The organism is Exiguobacterium undae DSM 14481 (assembly GCF_000620805.1).
GTDB lineage: Bacteria > Bacillota > Bacilli > Exiguobacteriales > Exiguobacteriaceae > Exiguobacterium_A > Exiguobacterium_A undae.
This window is the reverse complement of the sequence record NZ_KK211187.1, coordinates 670,478-684,380: the sequence shown is the minus strand read 5'-3', so window position 1 is coordinate 684,380 and position 13,903 is coordinate 670,478. Positions and strand designations below refer to the sequence as shown.

Here is a 13,903-nt window from a genome sequence, read left to right as displayed (position 1 = left end):
AAGTCCATTTTTGATTATCCTTTTAATAAACCGATGACCCGGACGTTGATCGCTTTTGGCTGGAATGCCAACATGTTTTCCATGTCTTGGGCGATGCGTTCCTGGACCTTGCCGGCTGTTTTGATGATCGACATACCGTATTTGATATGCACCGACAGACTGACCGTGATCGAACCGTCGACATCTTCGACCTTCACCAGTTTCACCATTTGTTTTTCCTGTAATTTTGAATCGTCCTGCGTAAAGGCAATACCTTCTGTTTCCTGAACTGCTACCCCGGCAATGACTTCAATGACTTGTTGCGAAACGTTTACGACACCATCCGCATTGTTTAAGTTATACGACATACTTTCCACGCCCTTCATCAATTAATCGCTCTACCTTAAATTGTATAGCATTTAACCTTTTTTTGAAAGGTCTTGTCGTTCTTCGACAATCGGACGAATATCAATTTCAATCAATGGTCGTAAGATCCGCACGACGAGCGGGTGAATGATGACCCCAACAATCAGTAACCCGACACCGGTGACGATCAGCAGCGCGAGCCACGGTTGCGGCACAAACGCTTCCGTCACGTATTGCCGCCATGCCATGACGAAGAAGACGTGGAGCAGATACACGTATAAACTGAGTTCGCCGGCACGTGTCACGAGCGGCAGACGGCGCATCGGGACAAGCATCATGAATCCAAGCGACGCCGTGATCGAGAGGAAATAGATCACGCCGTGCTTCAAGACGCCGATCCAGGCATCACTGTCATACTGGACGACATACGGAAAGCGATGCTTAAAGGCATTGGCGAGCGCGACGATTTCCTGTGGTGTATCACGCCATGCTTCATATAGTAGGAAGCCGACGACACTTGCAAACGCCAGCCCGCCGATCAACCGCACATTCATCCGCCGCTTAAAGTTTTTCGGCATTTCAAAGATCCGAATGAACTCATGCTCCGACAGGTAGTTTCCGAGAAGGAAGTAGGGATAAAACATGATCAATTTTCGTAGAGCTAAAAATCCTGTATTTTCGAGTTCAAAGCCGTATAACAAGGCAAAGGCGAGTCCAAACCAGACATACCCACGCAGATGGACGACATACGGTGTGACGATATACCAGACGACCATGACGAAGAGATACCAAAGGGCCCAGTACGGTCGTAACAGATGCGTTCCGATATTCTCGCCTGATAACAGCGGCAATCCTTCTCCAAACGTCGCCCATGATCCAATCAGGATTTGCCAGACGCAATAAACGGCAAACAGTTGGATGACACGGAGATATTTATTTTCCCGGAAGAAGTAGCCACTTAAGATGATGAATAATGGCATGTGGAACGAATAGATGATCAGATACACCGTTTCAAGCAGTTTCCCGTCATAGTCAAACCGTAAATCGGTCAGCATATGACCGATGACGACGAAAATGACGAGAAATCCTTTGATATTGTCGAACCATGGATTTCGATTCATGTTACACTACCCCTTATACTCCCTCGAAAGGAACGATTGTTTTATGAAAAAAGCTCTACTCATTCTTTCTGTTGCCGTAAACATCGTCCTCCTTGCCCTTCTGTTAGGACGGAAACCACTCGAGTTATTTGAAAGTGCCTTTCCTGCAACGAGTACGCAACCAGTGACGACATTCCAGTACACCAAAAATCCGAACTATGTTCGCTTGAATAGTCTCTTCCATACTTATCAATACCCAAAATCGCCGAATGCTGTCATGTTGGGTGATTCAATGACGAATTTTGCAGATTGGCGGATCTTGTTGAATGATCCGACAATCGTCAACTTCGGCATTCCGGGGGATACGACGGAAGGATTTTTGACCCGACTGGATCTCATCGTGGAGATGAAACCAAAACGTGTCTTTTTAATGGGCGGCATCAATGATATCCGGCATTTCACGCCGATTCCGACGATTACGGAAAACATGACGACGATTGTGACGACTCTTCGAAAAAATAACATCGATGTTGTCATCCAGTCAACGTTACCCGTTGCGCCTAAATATTCGGACTCCGTTCGAGTCAACCGGGATGTCGAAGCGTTAAACCGGAACTTGGAACAGCTGGCTCAATCCCTCGACGCTGAGTTCATCGACCTACGCCCGGGATTGACGAATCAACAAGGATACCTTCAAAACCGGATGACCTACGATGGTCTCCATCTGGTCGGCGGCGGTTATTTACGCTGGAGTGATGCGTTGAAGCCCTTTGCTGAGAAAATCCAGATTACTGAAAACCAATAAGCAAATCGTTAGCCGATCGTTAACACCGATTCGTTTTCTTGATCAAATTCAGGCATGGCAAAAGGGAGATTCCGCAAACCGGAACCTCCCTTTTTTAAGGTCCATCTTAAAAATGAACCGCTCTTTGCTTAGTCTTCTTGGTTTTTGACACCCATGTATGCGGCGATGCTTGATGCTGAGAATACAGCGATTGCGACGACGCCAACTGCGATCCACACGACTTGATCCATCTTTTCTCCCCCTTATATGTAACCGTTCACTTTCTTTTTTTAGCGTACACGAAATTCGTCAAGAAAGAAACACATTTTCTATGTCTAAGGACTGGACGTTTCGGGGAAAAGTAACTATAGTAGAAGGACAACTATAAATTGTCAGAAAATTCGATTATTTAACAAGGAGGTGATTCTGATGGCTACTCCAATCCTTAAACCAAGAGTTATGATGCAGCAACGAAGTACAGTCAACTTTGGCTATTGGCTCGTCATCGGTCTCATTGGATGGACGATGCTCAGCTTTGTCACGGGACTCCGTGAAGTACTCGTAAACCTTCCTTTCTATGAAAGCATTCCACTTGCCCTGACCGTCGTCTTCCTGACAGGCGTCCTGTTAAAGATGGCACGCGATGAATGGTGGATCCGGTATCTCGACCGCCAAACCCAGTTTTACATCGGTCATGAAACCGTTCTGAGCTGGTGCCCCATCATCGACAGCATGTGGTTGATCCGTAAACCGATGCGCCGCGAACTCCGTCACCTCTACAAACACATCACGCAAACGAAAGCATCCCAAGAATCCATTGAAACACTCGCCACCCAACTCGTCGAACGCGGCGTCCTCATCGTCTATTCACGTCCTAAGAGCGATCATCCAGCTTAAACAAAAAGCATGGAATACCGGGACAACTGCTCCCTGGATTCCATGCTTTTTGTCTGTTATTTTTTAACTGCCAACCATTGTGCCGCTGCTTCGATCGTCGGCATGACGAGTTGGTGACCATGATGGGACCAAGTCACGTCGACGTCTGCGCCGGCCTGTTCAAACAGTTGCGTCAGCTCCTCGGTTTCAGAAGCCGGACAAATCGGATCGTTTGTCCCTGCTCCGATGAAAACCCGGACCTGTGAGGAATCGGGCAACGTCAGACCGCGTCGTGGAACCATCGGATGAAGCAGGATCGCCTGTTCAAACAAACGTTTTTCAAACATCATGTTCGCTGCGATGTTGGCTCCGTTCGAATAGCCGACCGGTATGAGTTGATCAACAGCGAAACCGTGTGTTTCGCTCATTTCTTCCAAGAAGGTGATCAACCGCTCTGTCCGGAGCGCAAGGTCTGCTTCGTCAAATACACCTTCCGCCAATCGTTTAAAGAAGCGCGGCATTCCGTTTTCCGTTACCTCGCCCCGGACCGACAGATAGCCGGCTTCCGGATGTAACAGTGACACGAGCCCGATCAAATCCTGCTCCGTCCCGCCTGTTCCGTGTAACAAAAGAAAAATCGGTGCGCCCGGTTGTTTCGCCGGTTCAAATAGATGGATCATACAAGTCTCCCCTTTGGTAGTGTGATTGGTGCGACATGTCCTTCAATCGTCGCCCGGTGTGCTTCAAATTGCTCCGGTAACTTTAACTCTTCACCCAATGCTTCAAACGCTTCATCGACGGCAAAACCAGGGGTATCGGTTGCGATTTCATGCAAAATCCGACCCCGGTCATGGAAGTAAATCGATGTGAAGTAATTGCGGTCTTTGACTTCTGTCGTCATCAGACCAAAGGCATTGATTTGTTTCATCCAATCGAGTTGATTTGCCTGGTCGTCCGAGCGCCACGCGATATGGTGAACGGTTCCTGCTCCCGGTCGTCCGACAGGGACATTCGCATGCAGGACGTCAACCGTGTTTCCAAACTCACCGGCCGCTGCGTATCGGTCCATCGTTTCCGACCGTTTCGCAAGCGTCAATCCGAATGCTTCCGTCAAAAGACGTGCCGTATCCGTTGGATCGTGCGACAGCAACGTCGCTCCGGCAAACCCTTTGATGGCGACGTCGGTAGAAATCCCATCGATTTCAAAACGGCTGTTTGGTCCCTCGGTTCGTTCGACCAGTTCGATTTGTAAGCCATGCGGATCCTTGAAGACCAATTGCTTTTCGCCGAACCGTTCCGCTTCTTCGAACATGACAGCTTTTGCGGTCAAGCGGTTTTTTCAAAAATCGTAGGCACCGGCTGGAATCGCATAGGCTGTCGTTCCGACTTGTCCGGCACCGACCGTCCCTTGCTGGATTCCTTCGAACGGGAAAAAGGTGATGATTGTCCCCGGCGCACCGGATTCATTGCCGAATTGAACTACCTCCACCTACGCTTCACTTAGAGGTGAAGGATTCCTGAGTTATCCGACCTAACGGTCGAAAATTGATCAGGCTAACCCCGTCGTCCCGACGGTTGAAGAAGCTAAGATACGTTTGGCTTCTTGTTTGAGATTCAGTCCTGCGTTCACATCCCGGTCGTGATGGGTCCCGCAACTCGGGCATGTCCATTCACGCAAGCTGAGATGTTTCACGTCTTTGTGTTGATGTCCGCAATTCGAGCAGAGTTGGCTCGAAGCGAAGGTCTTGCCGACCTTCACGACAATCTTCCCGTACCAATCTGCCTTGTATTCCAGCATACGGAAGAACTCCGACCAGCTGACGTCCGAGATGACCTTACTCAACTTGCGGTTCTTCTGCATGTTCTTCACCTGCAAGGTCTCGATGCCGATGACGTCGTGGTTTTTGACGATCTCGGTCGATACCTTGTGCAGGAAGTCGGTGCGCTTGTTGGCGATCTTCTCGTGGATACGCGCAACCTTCCGCTTTTGCTTCTGATAGTTCCTTGCCTCGGACAGCTTCACTTTCTTGTTCAGGGCGATGCGTTGACGGCGGGAGAGCTTACGCTGTTCACGCTCCAGTTTCTTCTCAAGCGAACGGAAGTAACGGTCGTTCTTGTAAATCGTACCATCCGACAGGATGGCGAAGTTCTTGAGTCCGACGTCGACGCCGACGGATGAACCGATCTTCGGCAGTTCGTGGATTTCTTGCTCGACGAGCAGGGAGACGAAGTATTTGCCTGAAGCGTTACGTCGGATTGTGGCGTTCAAGATACGGCCTGTGACCTGTTTCGAATGGGCGAAACGAACCCATTTCAGCTTCGGAAGTTTGAGCTGGTTGCATCCAATTGAGACTTCAGGAAGCTGGTTTTTACCTTGGATGTTGGTCTTGTACGACTGGACGGGATGGCGCTTGGACTTGAATCGAGGGCGTTGGTTCTGCTTCTTGAAGAAGCGGTCAAATGCATCAGCAAGATGTTTTACGCTGATCTGAACAGAGGTACTATCGACTTCCTTCAACCAGTCGAACTCCTGCTTCAACAAAGGAATTTCTTTGGAACAAGAACCGTAGGACAGTCCTTTTCCAGTGGTCTTGTACATTTCATCCCACTTCGCCAAGAAGTGGTTGAAGATGAAGCGTGAACACCCGATCGTCTTCGCGATCAGGATTTCCTGCTCTTTTGTGGGATAGATTCTGAATTTGTAGGACTTGTGCTTCAACACCATTTTTCACCTCCTTTAAGGAAAATATACCCGAAAAGCAGGCTGGCGATTCATCTCCCACTTTCACTTCGTTTAGAAGTGAGCGTATTCTCACCTAATTTTGATAAAAATGATACGTCCCCGGATCGTCAAAGTTGACGGTTTTTTTTACGAAACGTAACCCGAGTACCGTTCCGTAAAAATCAAGATTTTCCTGTGGATTACCGACCATTGCGGTAATATGGTGAATTCCTTTTGTTTTCATACGCATGATCTCCCCCTTGTTCGTTCTCTTTAACACAATAATAGTAACTAATTTACTAAAAGTAAACCAATATGCTTGATTTACTTCTTTTCTGGAACCTTTAACCATTTTTTTCGTAGGTGTAGAATGAACATAGTACATCTAGTCACTTATTGATTAAGAAAAAGGAGGATCGATTCATGCTGGAAATCAAAAACATCACAAAACAGTTTGGAACATTCACAGCGGTCGACGAACTGTCCTTTCATGTACCGGAAGGACAAATTTTCGGTTTGCTCGGGGCGAATGGGGCCGGCAAGACGACGACGTTCCGGATGCTGCTCGGTTTATTGCAACCGACCGAAGGATCCATCACGTGGAAAGGACAACCGATTCCGCTCTCAAAGATTGGTTATCTCCCGGAAGAACGGGGATTGTATCCGAAAATCCGTGTCGATGAACAGTTGATCTTCTTAGCGGAATTACGTGAGATGAAACGAAAAGATGCAAAACAGTCTTTGCAGGAGTGGTTGAATTACTTCCAGATTCCGCAGTATGAGAAGATGCGGGTCGAACAATTATCAAAGGGAAATCAACAAAAAATTCAATTGATTTCTGCCGTCTTACATAAACCGGACTTGTTGATTTTAGATGAACCGTTCAGCGGACTGGATCCGGTCAACGTCGAACAGTTAAAAAAAGCCGTCCGTAAATTGACCGCAGACGGAACGACGATCGTCTTCTCGAGCCACCGGATGGATCATGTCGAAGAATTGTGTGAACATGTCGCAATCCTCGACCACGGAAAACCGGTCGTCGCCGGATATCTGCCTGATATCAAGGCAGGTTACGGAAAGACACGCGTCTTGTTGACGACAGATGCCCCGCCTCTGTTGTGGGACGCGCTTCCCGGTATCCTCCAGGTCGAATCAGACGGGACCGGTCATAATTTGCAAGTCGAATCCAAGGAAGCAGCCGATGCCTTGTTACGTCATTTGATCACGGAAGGTTTCCATGTCGAACGGTTTGTCTGGGACCAGCTGTCGCTTCAAGATATCTTCATCGAGGAGGTCGGAAAACGTTATGAACCGTAAATTCTTTACCTTGTATCGTTTCAGTCTCCTGCAAAAACTGCGGGCCAAAAGCTTTTTGATTTCGACGGTATTAATGATTGTTTTCCTCGTCGGGTTCAGCAACATCGAGCGGATCATCGATTGGTTCTCGGGCGACGATCCGAAAATCGCCGTCGTCAGTTCACTTGATACCGAAATCCTTCCTGTCTTAAAAGAGGTCGGAATCAAAACAGATATTACCCAAAAAGACTACACGCTGAAACAGGCGCGACAAGTCGTCGACAAAGGTACGTATGATGCCGTCGCCTTATTGTCCGATGATCCATACCGGGTCACATTGATCAGTGCGAGTCCGGAGCAGGAGTTGCAGACCCAGTTGTCAACGGCTCTGAAACAAGTCCGCGATCAGAACATCATCACGGAAGCAGAGGTTGATCCCGCTTTGCTCGCCTCTCTCGCTAATCCGATTGATGTGAAACAAGAATTGACGTCGACCGGCGGAAAAAGTGAAGATGAACTATTTGCCGCTTCGGCTCTCGTTTATGTTCTGCTCTTTTTGATGTACTTCACGATTGCGATTTACGGCGGAATGATCGTCACGGAAATCGCCAACGAAAAATCATCACGTGTCATGGAGCTGTTGATTTCTGCAGCCAGTCCGATTCAGCATATGCTCGCTAAAATCACCTCGATTGCGACTGTCAGTCTCATTCAGCTGTCGCTACTCGTCGGCGTCGGGTACTATAGTGCGCAAAGCAGCAGCCTGTTTGATCAATTGTCACTCGATTCACTGAGCGTCAAGACGATTGTTTACCTGTTCGTCTTTTTCCTGCTCGGTTATCTGCTGTATGCGACGTTACTCGCTGCCCTCGGCTCGCTCGTCAGCCGTGTTGAAGATGCCCAGCAAGTGACGTTGCCGGTCATCATGTTGATCGTCGCAGCGTTCACCGTCTCGATCTTCAGCTTGAATGCACCGACGAATCAAGCGGTCGTCGTCTTATCGTTTGTACCGTTCTTTACGCCGATGCTGATGTTCCTCCGGGTCATGCTGACGGAAGTGCCGGTCTGGCAAGTTGCCTTATCCCTGATCCTGATGGGTCTCAGCATCGCTCTTGCCCTGTTTGTCGGAACAAAATTTTACCGGGGCGGTGTCCTTTTCTACGGCTCCAATCCGTTAAAACAATTACGCCGGATCTTAGGTGGACGGCAGTAGTGGTTTACAAGATGAATCGTTTCCGCTATCGTTAGGTGAGAAAAAGCCTTTAGGAGGAACTACGTTATGCGGTCTCGTTTTTGGGCAGCGATTTTATTTACTGCTGTCGCCATCGTCTCGTCCCTTGTCATGTTTACGAAATTCCCACAAGCAAGTGAGACATGGAAACTTGTCCTCGCCTACGGAGGGACGACATTCATCGTCAGTCTGTTTTATTGGTCCTTCGTTGCCGTCCGGATTCAATCTTCTCGTTTGTACGGCAGTTGGATCGGTGTTTTTATCGGCGGAACGACTGTATTGCTTGTCTGTGTCGCCCGCTTTTTACTTCGGGGAGACTTCATGATGATCTTCAAATGGCAGGCAATGCTCGGCAGCCTGACCTTAAACTTCGGTTATGTCGGTTGGGTGCTCGTCATCGCAAACGCGATCATCGGTTTCCTGATTGGACGTACCCGTCAAAAAGGACGCCGTGCGCCTCGTCCGGCTCCACAACGTTAATGAATTCAAAAACGCCGTCTCTGTCAAAGAGACGGCGTTTTTTCGTGTTATTTCCGGTGATACCGCGAGCGGTTGATCTGTTGACTATACTTTGAATAACAGGTCGTTTCCGAAACTTCCGCCTCTTCCGTCAGACGGTTGAGGTATTCATCCAACTGAAGCATCGTCGGTAATTTATCGGAAAACAATTCAAACGTTTCATTCGCTTCTTGTCGATTCAGTTCCCCGGCTTCCATGACCGCTTCGACCAGTTCATGAAAAATCCGTTGTTCCGTCGCATCCATCGTTTGTTCAATCCGTTTGACATCTTCGTCATACATCAAATCAAACAACCGCATCCGTTCCTCGAGTTGTTGCTCAATCAACGACTCATCCTGCCCCATCGTTTGCTCGTAGGCGAGCCGCATTTCTTCGAGCGGTGTTTTTTCCTGCATGACGAATTTTAATGACTCCCCGGTCCAAATATGCCGCGCCAAGTAACTCGGATCAATCTGTAATGCTTCGGCCAACGATTCGATGTAGGCTTTCGTCGGGTAGACTTCGCTCAGTTCCGTCCGGCGAATGAAATACGGTGCGACACCAAGACGTTTTGCCAACTCCTCAATCGAGATTCCGGCCCGTTCTCGCAGGATTCGGATCCGATCCCCGTATCCCCGGTAAGGTGAATGATCCAGCATGTTATCCCTCCTCGCTATGCTTTTATCATACCCTTGAATCCGCCATTGGATACATCGAACTTTCGCACGATTTTTTAAGCAGGTGACGCGGATAACGAATCCAAAGCGGTAAGATGCTGATCAAGTAGAAGAAGGTGACGATTCCAATCCAAATCAAGGAGAGCGGGAGATACGGTCCGAGCTTCAGACCGCTTTCAGACAAGATGACCTGAAAGAGTAACCAGGCGTGAAAAATCGAGATCAGATATGGGACCATCAAGACCGCTCCATACTTGACGAGCAAAAAGGTTCGGACACTGCGCTTGCTGAAACCAAGGGCAAACAACGTCTTCAAGCGTTTCTGTTCCTTCTCTGCCGTCATCTGCATCCAGACATGCAGGAAGCTCGCATTGATGACGAACAACCAGATCGTCAGCAAGATGACGACGAATGAGACGAGACGAACAATCCGGATGAAGTCCAGTTCATCTTCCGTTTCATTGATCAGTTGATACGGCGCTTTTGCCTTTTCGGCCATATTCGATTTGGATTGGATGTTGCGAACGATCGACATCCAATCCTCCCAAGATTTTGTTCCATAGTCCGTATACGACGGGGTATCAAACACATGAATCGTCGCAAGTGGACGCTTGAGTTGCGCAAAGTCGCTGTCCGTGACGACGAACAAGGTCTCGATCCGATCGTTGTATCCGAACAACAGCCCGTGGTCCGAAGCTTCCTTTAAATCGTAACCCGCTTTGTTCATCTCCGCTTGTGCCCGTTTCATCGTCGGTGTGACTTCCTTGATTTGGACCGGCCGCGCCGGAATCATAAAGGCTTCTCCGCTCGTTAAGGCGCGCGGCTCATAGCCGAGATGCTGCATCAATTGATTGTAGTCCGATAACGGCAGCACATAACGCGTGTCAAACGATTTTAAACGGACCGCCTGTTGATACTTATCCGGAAAGGTCTCCGTCATCATCTGTTGGATGGTGCCCAGCCGCTTCGACGGTTGTGTCGACTCCTCATAATAAACGAGACCAAACTCGTTTTTCGACGAGACATCAAAACCAATCAGTTGAAATACAAAAACAAGCCCGACCGCCGTCAAGGCGCATGATGTCAAAATCGTCCCGAGCGCAACCAACGTACTGTTTGTCCGTAACTGGACCGCAATCTCGGAAATGATTAATTTACGTAACGACAAGCGCCGGGGACGGTACAGTTTCAGGAGTGTCGGAATGACGTGCCGACAGAAAAAAAAGGAACCGATGAAAATGACCAACGGAAAGACAAGCAAAAAGTTCCCTTGTCTTGTGATCGCCAAATAATAACCGTAAAACAGCGTGAGTATCCCTAATCCCTGAACGGCCAGACTCAACCGGACCCGAAAACGGGACCGTGTCCGAACCGGGCGATCGGGACGAAAGCGATAGATAGCAAGAACAGTCGCTATTAGCAGGACCAACAAGGCACCTGCAATCAACACCAACGATGAAAGAACGGAGATTTCAGTCGACAGTTTTGGTAAAAACATGACCTTTTCAATTGACAGCAACATCAACTTCGTTAGTACGATCCCCAGTGTGATGCCCGCCATGATTGCGAGACCACCGACAATCAGAATTTCAATCAAAAAATATTTCAAAAAGTGCGAAAAACCACTCCCGAGCGTCCGCATGATCCGCAGGTCATTTTTACGGTGCTCAAGCATCGTATACGTCGTCGAATAGATGAATAAAATACTGAAAAACAAGATGATGACTTCGGCGATGAACACGAAAATCATCGTCATTTCGATGACTTGATTCAACTGACTCAGTACTTTGGCGATATTCTGAAACGATTCACTGACGACAAGATTCCAGTAGCTGGTCGCAATCGTCATCGCAACGATGATTGTCAGGGCATACCCGTAGTACAGACGCTGGTACCGCTTGATGTTACGTAGGGCGTATTGCAGATAAGTGATGTTCATCCCCTCCTAATAACGAGAGCGATTCGATGACACGTTGGAAAAAGACACGCCGCGGTTCATCCCGGAACAGTTCGGTCTGAATACTGCCGTCTTTTAAAAACAACACATGATTACAATAGGACGCGACCGTCGGATCATGGGTGACGATGACCATCGTCATGCCGGCCTCATTTAATTCAGCCAACAATTCCATGACGTGTTTCGTCGCTTGAAAATCAAGGGCACCGGTCGGCTCGTCCGCAAGCATCAAACGGGGCGCGTGGATCAAAGCCCGGCCAATCGCTGTCCGTTGCCGTTGTCCCCCTGACACTTCGTCGACCTGCTTATCAAGCAACTCGTCAATCTGGAGTCGCTTTGCGAGATGATGCATCTCGTCCCGCGCCGCTTTCGTCTTTTTACCGCCCAGCATCAGGGGGACAAGCATGTTTTCCGCGACCGTCAAAGAGTCGAGCAAATTGAATTCCTGAAAGATGATCCCGAGTGTCTCCCGCCGAAACCGGGTCGTTTCTTTCCGTTTGAATGTCGCCGTATCGATGCCTTGAATCAAAATCGTTCCCCAACTCGGTTGATCGAGCGTCGCCAGTAAATTGATTAAGGTCGATTTCCCGCTTCCGGAAGGACCCATGACCGCGACCATCTCCCCTTCTTCGACCCGAAAGTTGATGTCGGTCAACGGCTGTTCAATCACTTTTCCCGGATAGACTTTTCCGACCTGTTTGACTTCAATCATCCTGTTTCCCTCCTACCAGTGTCAGACGACAAATCGTCCCCACCCCTTCTGTACTGTCGAGTTCAACCGTATGCCCGAGCTTTTGACAGACTTGACCGACAAAATAAAGGCCCATCCCGGTCGATTCACCGTAACGCCGTCCGTTCTCTCCCGTAAAAAAGGCATTGAAGACACGCGGCAAATCGCGTTTCGGAATCCCGACACCATCATCTTCAATCGTGACCGTGACTTGTCCCGCCTGTTCGACGGCGCGGATGACGACTTCCCGACCATGACCTGACGTATACTTGACGGCATTCGTGATCAGTTGAAGCAGTAAAAAACGGAACCATTTGGCGTCCGTATACACATAAAGCTGACTTGAAAGTTCAAGCTTCGGATACACTTTATTTTTGACGAATAACCGTTTTTCCTGATTGATGATCCCCGTGACCAACGTCCGCAAATTCAACTGTTCCGCCTTCAGATCCGTCTCGATGGCTTCGAGGCGCGACGAGTACAACATTTGGTCCAGACCAATCCGCATCCGGTCGACCTCATGCCGTAAATCGGTCTGGAACTGTTCCCCGGGATGTTCCAGAATCAGTTCGATGACCGACAAGGGTGTCTTCATCTGGTGGATCCATTGATCGACATACCGGTGCCGTTCCTTTTCTTTTCGCCGTTCGGAGAACAGACTGTTGCGGAACAACGTTTGTTGCCGCTCCAGAAACTGTTCGACCGCAGCAGCAAGCGGTTCGTCACTATCCCTCCGAATCGGTTCTGCAACCGACTGAACCGGTGTCTGAAGCCGTTTGAGTAATGGCAGCATGCTGAAAAAGCGGTAACTCAAATAGATGACCAAGGCAATTCCGTTCAGGAGCGCAATGTAAAAAAAGGCGGCCGGTCGATACAAATCGTACAACCACAAGATGATGAACAAGGCAATCATCTGCCCGCTGAAAAACAGGATGCCGGGAATCGTATGCCTCAGAAACAGTTTCATCGGTCGAGTACCAGTTTGTAACCGACGCCGCGAACCGTTTCGAGTCCGTCGACGCCAATCTCCGTCAATCGTTTTCGGACACGTGTGATGTTGACATTCAGCGTGTTTTCATCGACGAATGCTTCATCATCCCAAATACGTTCCAATAAATCCCCCCGGCTGACGATTCGCGGACTGGCTGTCAGCAGCATCTCTAAAATCAAGCCTTCTTTTTTCGACAGCTCAATCGACCGGTCCCCGTGTTCGACGATGTAGCGATCCAAGTACAAGGTAATGCCCGCTTTGTTGACCGTCCGTTCGTCACTTTCATTGGATAACGTTCCGTAGGCGCGCCGAATCTGACTTTTGATCTTGGCGATGACGACGGCACCTTGAAACGGCTTGACGATATAATCATCCGCTCCATATTCGAGTGCCATCACCTGATCCATTTCTCCGACACGTGCCGAAATGAACAAAATCGGCGCCCGTGTTTTCATCCGCAGTTGGCGGCACCAGTAAAATCCGTCAAACTTCGGTAAATTGACGTCGAGCAAGATGACATCCGGTTGGGTTTCCTCGAATCGAGCAACGACATCCCCGAACCCGTCCTCATGAATGACGTTAAAGTCATACCGTTCCAACAACTCTTTTAACAACAGCGCAATCTGTTGATCGTCCTCTACTAATAAAATCGTTTCCATTTGCAGATTCAACTCCTTCTTTCTCCATGATACCGAA

At 48.8% G+C, this 13,903-nt stretch carries 16 protein-coding genes and 1 pseudogene; 5 read left to right on the top strand and 12 right to left on the bottom strand.

All coding sequences use genetic code 11. The features are described 5' to 3' along the window. Window positions 1-14: 14 nt before the first annotated feature. Both P397_RS0104110 and P397_RS0104105 read right to left on the bottom strand, forming a co-directional pair. Window positions 15-347, bottom strand: coding sequence for an Asp23/Gls24 family envelope stress response protein (locus P397_RS0104110; protein ID WP_233550691.1), 333 nt, complete (start codon window positions 345-347; stop codon window positions 15-17). A 51-nt stretch (window positions 348-398) separates the two neighbouring features. Beyond that, on the bottom strand, window positions 399-1,466 hold the full coding sequence (locus tag P397_RS0104105) for an acyltransferase family protein (RefSeq protein ID WP_026832095.1): 1,068 nt from the start codon (window positions 1,464-1,466) through the stop codon (window positions 399-401). 43 nt (window positions 1,467-1,509) lie between these two features. Between P397_RS0104105 and P397_RS0104100 the strand changes: the two genes are divergently transcribed. Together P397_RS0104100 and P397_RS0104090 are read left to right on the top strand one after the other, a co-directional pair. Beyond that, a complete protein-coding gene (locus tag P397_RS0104100) occupies window positions 1,510-2,250 on the top strand; it encodes an SGNH/GDSL hydrolase family protein (protein WP_028105727.1) in 741 nt (246 codons plus the stop codon). 408 nt (window positions 2,251-2,658) lie between these two features. Continuing rightward, on the top strand, window positions 2,659-3,126 hold the full coding sequence (locus P397_RS0104090) for a hypothetical protein (protein WP_026832093.1): 468 nt from the start codon (window positions 2,659-2,661) through the stop codon (window positions 3,124-3,126). Between the two features lie 56 nt (window positions 3,127-3,182). On the opposite strand, the gene P397_RS0104085 is transcribed toward P397_RS0104090, so the two are convergent. From P397_RS0104085 to P397_RS17735, 5 genes and pseudogenes are all read right to left on the bottom strand, one after another. Then, window positions 3,183-3,785 carry an alpha/beta hydrolase gene (locus tag P397_RS0104085; protein ID WP_028105726.1) on the bottom strand — a complete coding sequence of 201 codons (603 nt, stop codon included), beginning with the start codon at window positions 3,783-3,785 and terminating at the stop codon, window positions 3,183-3,185. Continuing rightward, on the bottom strand, window positions 3,782-4,435 hold the full coding sequence (locus tag P397_RS17095) for a VOC family protein (RefSeq protein WP_051523875.1): 654 nt from the start codon (window positions 4,433-4,435) through the stop codon (window positions 3,782-3,784). Before P397_RS17095 ends, P397_RS0104085 begins: the two co-directional genes overlap by 4 nt. A gap of 9 nt (window positions 4,436-4,444) precedes the next feature. Beyond that, entirely contained in the window at window positions 4,445-4,594 is a 150-nt protein-coding gene (locus tag P397_RS17905; RefSeq protein ID WP_156508405.1) for a VOC family protein, read from the bottom strand. Window positions 4,595-4,654: 60 nt separating this feature from the next. Further along, window positions 4,655-5,827: an IS200/IS605 family element RNA-guided endonuclease TnpB gene (tnpB, locus tag P397_RS0104075; protein ID WP_028105725.1), complete on the bottom strand. Its 1,173-nt coding sequence runs from the start codon at window positions 5,825-5,827 to the stop codon at window positions 4,655-4,657. A gap of 103 nt (window positions 5,828-5,930) precedes the next feature. Beyond that, window positions 5,931-6,077: pseudogene (locus tag P397_RS17735) on the bottom strand (VOC family protein); the annotation flags it as partial. Between the two features lie 173 nt (window positions 6,078-6,250). Between P397_RS17735 and P397_RS0104065 the strand changes: the two are divergent. The 3 genes from P397_RS0104065 (at window position 6,251) to P397_RS0104055 (ending at window position 8,834) form a co-directional block, all read left to right on the top strand. After that, entirely contained in the window at window positions 6,251-7,144 is an 894-nt protein-coding gene (locus P397_RS0104065; protein ID WP_026832090.1) for an ABC transporter ATP-binding protein, read from the top strand. Further along, complete coding sequence (locus P397_RS0104060) at window positions 7,134-8,336, top strand: ABC transporter permease (protein ID WP_028105724.1); 1,203 nt, start codon at window positions 7,134-7,136, stop codon at window positions 8,334-8,336. Before P397_RS0104065 ends, P397_RS0104060 begins: the two co-directional genes overlap by 11 nt. 66 nt (window positions 8,337-8,402) lie before the next feature. Further along, the gene (locus P397_RS0104055) at window positions 8,403-8,834 is read left to right on the top strand and encodes a hypothetical protein (RefSeq protein ID WP_026832088.1); all 432 of its coding nucleotides are present in this window, start codon (window positions 8,403-8,405) and stop codon (window positions 8,832-8,834) included. A gap of 47 nt (window positions 8,835-8,881) precedes the next feature. Here P397_RS0104055 and P397_RS0104050 read toward each other — a convergent pair whose 3' ends face one another. The 5 genes from P397_RS0104050 to P397_RS0104030 are packed head-to-tail and all read right to left on the bottom strand — an operon-like array spanning window position 8,882 to window position 13,866. Further along, complete coding sequence (locus P397_RS0104050) at window positions 8,882-9,511, bottom strand: helix-turn-helix domain-containing protein (protein ID WP_028105723.1); 630 nt, start codon at window positions 9,509-9,511, stop codon at window positions 8,882-8,884. A 25-nt stretch (window positions 9,512-9,536) separates the two neighbouring features. After that, window positions 9,537-11,468 (bottom strand): ABC transporter permease, encoded by a 1,932-nt coding sequence (locus tag P397_RS0104045; protein WP_081776950.1) that lies wholly within the window; start codon window positions 11,466-11,468, stop codon window positions 9,537-9,539. Next, entirely contained in the window at window positions 11,434-12,198 is a 765-nt protein-coding gene (locus P397_RS0104040; RefSeq protein ID WP_028105721.1) for an ABC transporter ATP-binding protein, read from the bottom strand. The genes P397_RS0104045 and P397_RS0104040 overlap by 35 nt, the downstream gene beginning before the upstream one ends. Next, window positions 12,191-13,183, bottom strand: a complete 993-nt coding sequence (locus tag P397_RS0104035; RefSeq protein ID WP_028105720.1) for a sensor histidine kinase — start codon at window positions 13,181-13,183, stop codon at window positions 12,191-12,193. Before P397_RS0104035 ends, P397_RS0104040 begins: the two co-directional genes overlap by 8 nt. Next, window positions 13,180-13,866: a response regulator transcription factor gene (locus P397_RS0104030; protein ID WP_026832083.1), complete on the bottom strand. Its 687-nt coding sequence runs from the start codon at window positions 13,864-13,866 to the stop codon at window positions 13,180-13,182. The genes P397_RS0104035 and P397_RS0104030 overlap by 4 nt, the downstream gene beginning before the upstream one ends. Between the last annotated feature and the right edge of the window lie 37 nt (window positions 13,867-13,903).

Excerpts from the sequence above, each read along its gene's own strand:
- P397_RS0104110 (WP_233550691.1), bottom strand. The coding sequence starts at position 347 with ATGTCGTATAACTTAAACAATGCGGATGGTGTCGTAAACGTTTCGCAA.
- P397_RS0104105 (WP_026832095.1), bottom strand. The coding sequence starts at position 1,466 with ATGAATCGAAATCCATGGTTCGACAATATCAAAGGATTTCTCGTCATT.
- P397_RS0104100 (WP_028105727.1), top strand. The coding sequence starts at position 1,510 with ATGAAAAAAGCTCTACTCATTCTTTCTGTTGCCGTAAACATCGTCCTC.
- P397_RS0104090 (WP_026832093.1), top strand. The coding sequence starts at position 2,659 with ATGGCTACTCCAATCCTTAAACCAAGAGTTATGATGCAGCAACGAAGT.
- P397_RS0104085 (WP_028105726.1), bottom strand. The coding sequence starts at position 3,785 with ATGATCCATCTATTTGAACCGGCGAAACAACCGGGCGCACCGATTTTT.
- P397_RS0104065 (WP_026832090.1), top strand. The coding sequence starts at position 6,251 with ATGCTGGAAATCAAAAACATCACAAAACAGTTTGGAACATTCACAGCG.
- P397_RS0104060 (WP_028105724.1), top strand. The coding sequence starts at position 7,134 with ATGAACCGTAAATTCTTTACCTTGTATCGTTTCAGTCTCCTGCAAAAA.
- P397_RS0104055 (WP_026832088.1), top strand. The coding sequence starts at position 8,403 with ATGCGGTCTCGTTTTTGGGCAGCGATTTTATTTACTGCTGTCGCCATC.
- P397_RS0104050 (WP_028105723.1), bottom strand. The coding sequence starts at position 9,511 with ATGCTGGATCATTCACCTTACCGGGGATACGGGGATCGGATCCGAATC.
- P397_RS0104045 (WP_081776950.1), bottom strand. The coding sequence starts at position 11,468 with ATGAACATCACTTATCTGCAATACGCCCTACGTAACATCAAGCGGTAC.
- P397_RS0104040 (WP_028105721.1), bottom strand. The coding sequence starts at position 12,198 with ATGATTGAAGTCAAACAGGTCGGAAAAGTCTATCCGGGAAAAGTGATT.
- P397_RS0104035 (WP_028105720.1), bottom strand. The coding sequence starts at position 13,183 with ATGAAACTGTTTCTGAGGCATACGATTCCCGGCATCCTGTTTTTCAGC.
- P397_RS0104030 (WP_026832083.1), bottom strand. The coding sequence starts at position 13,866 with ATGGAAACGATTTTATTAGTAGAGGACGATCAACAGATTGCGCTGTTG.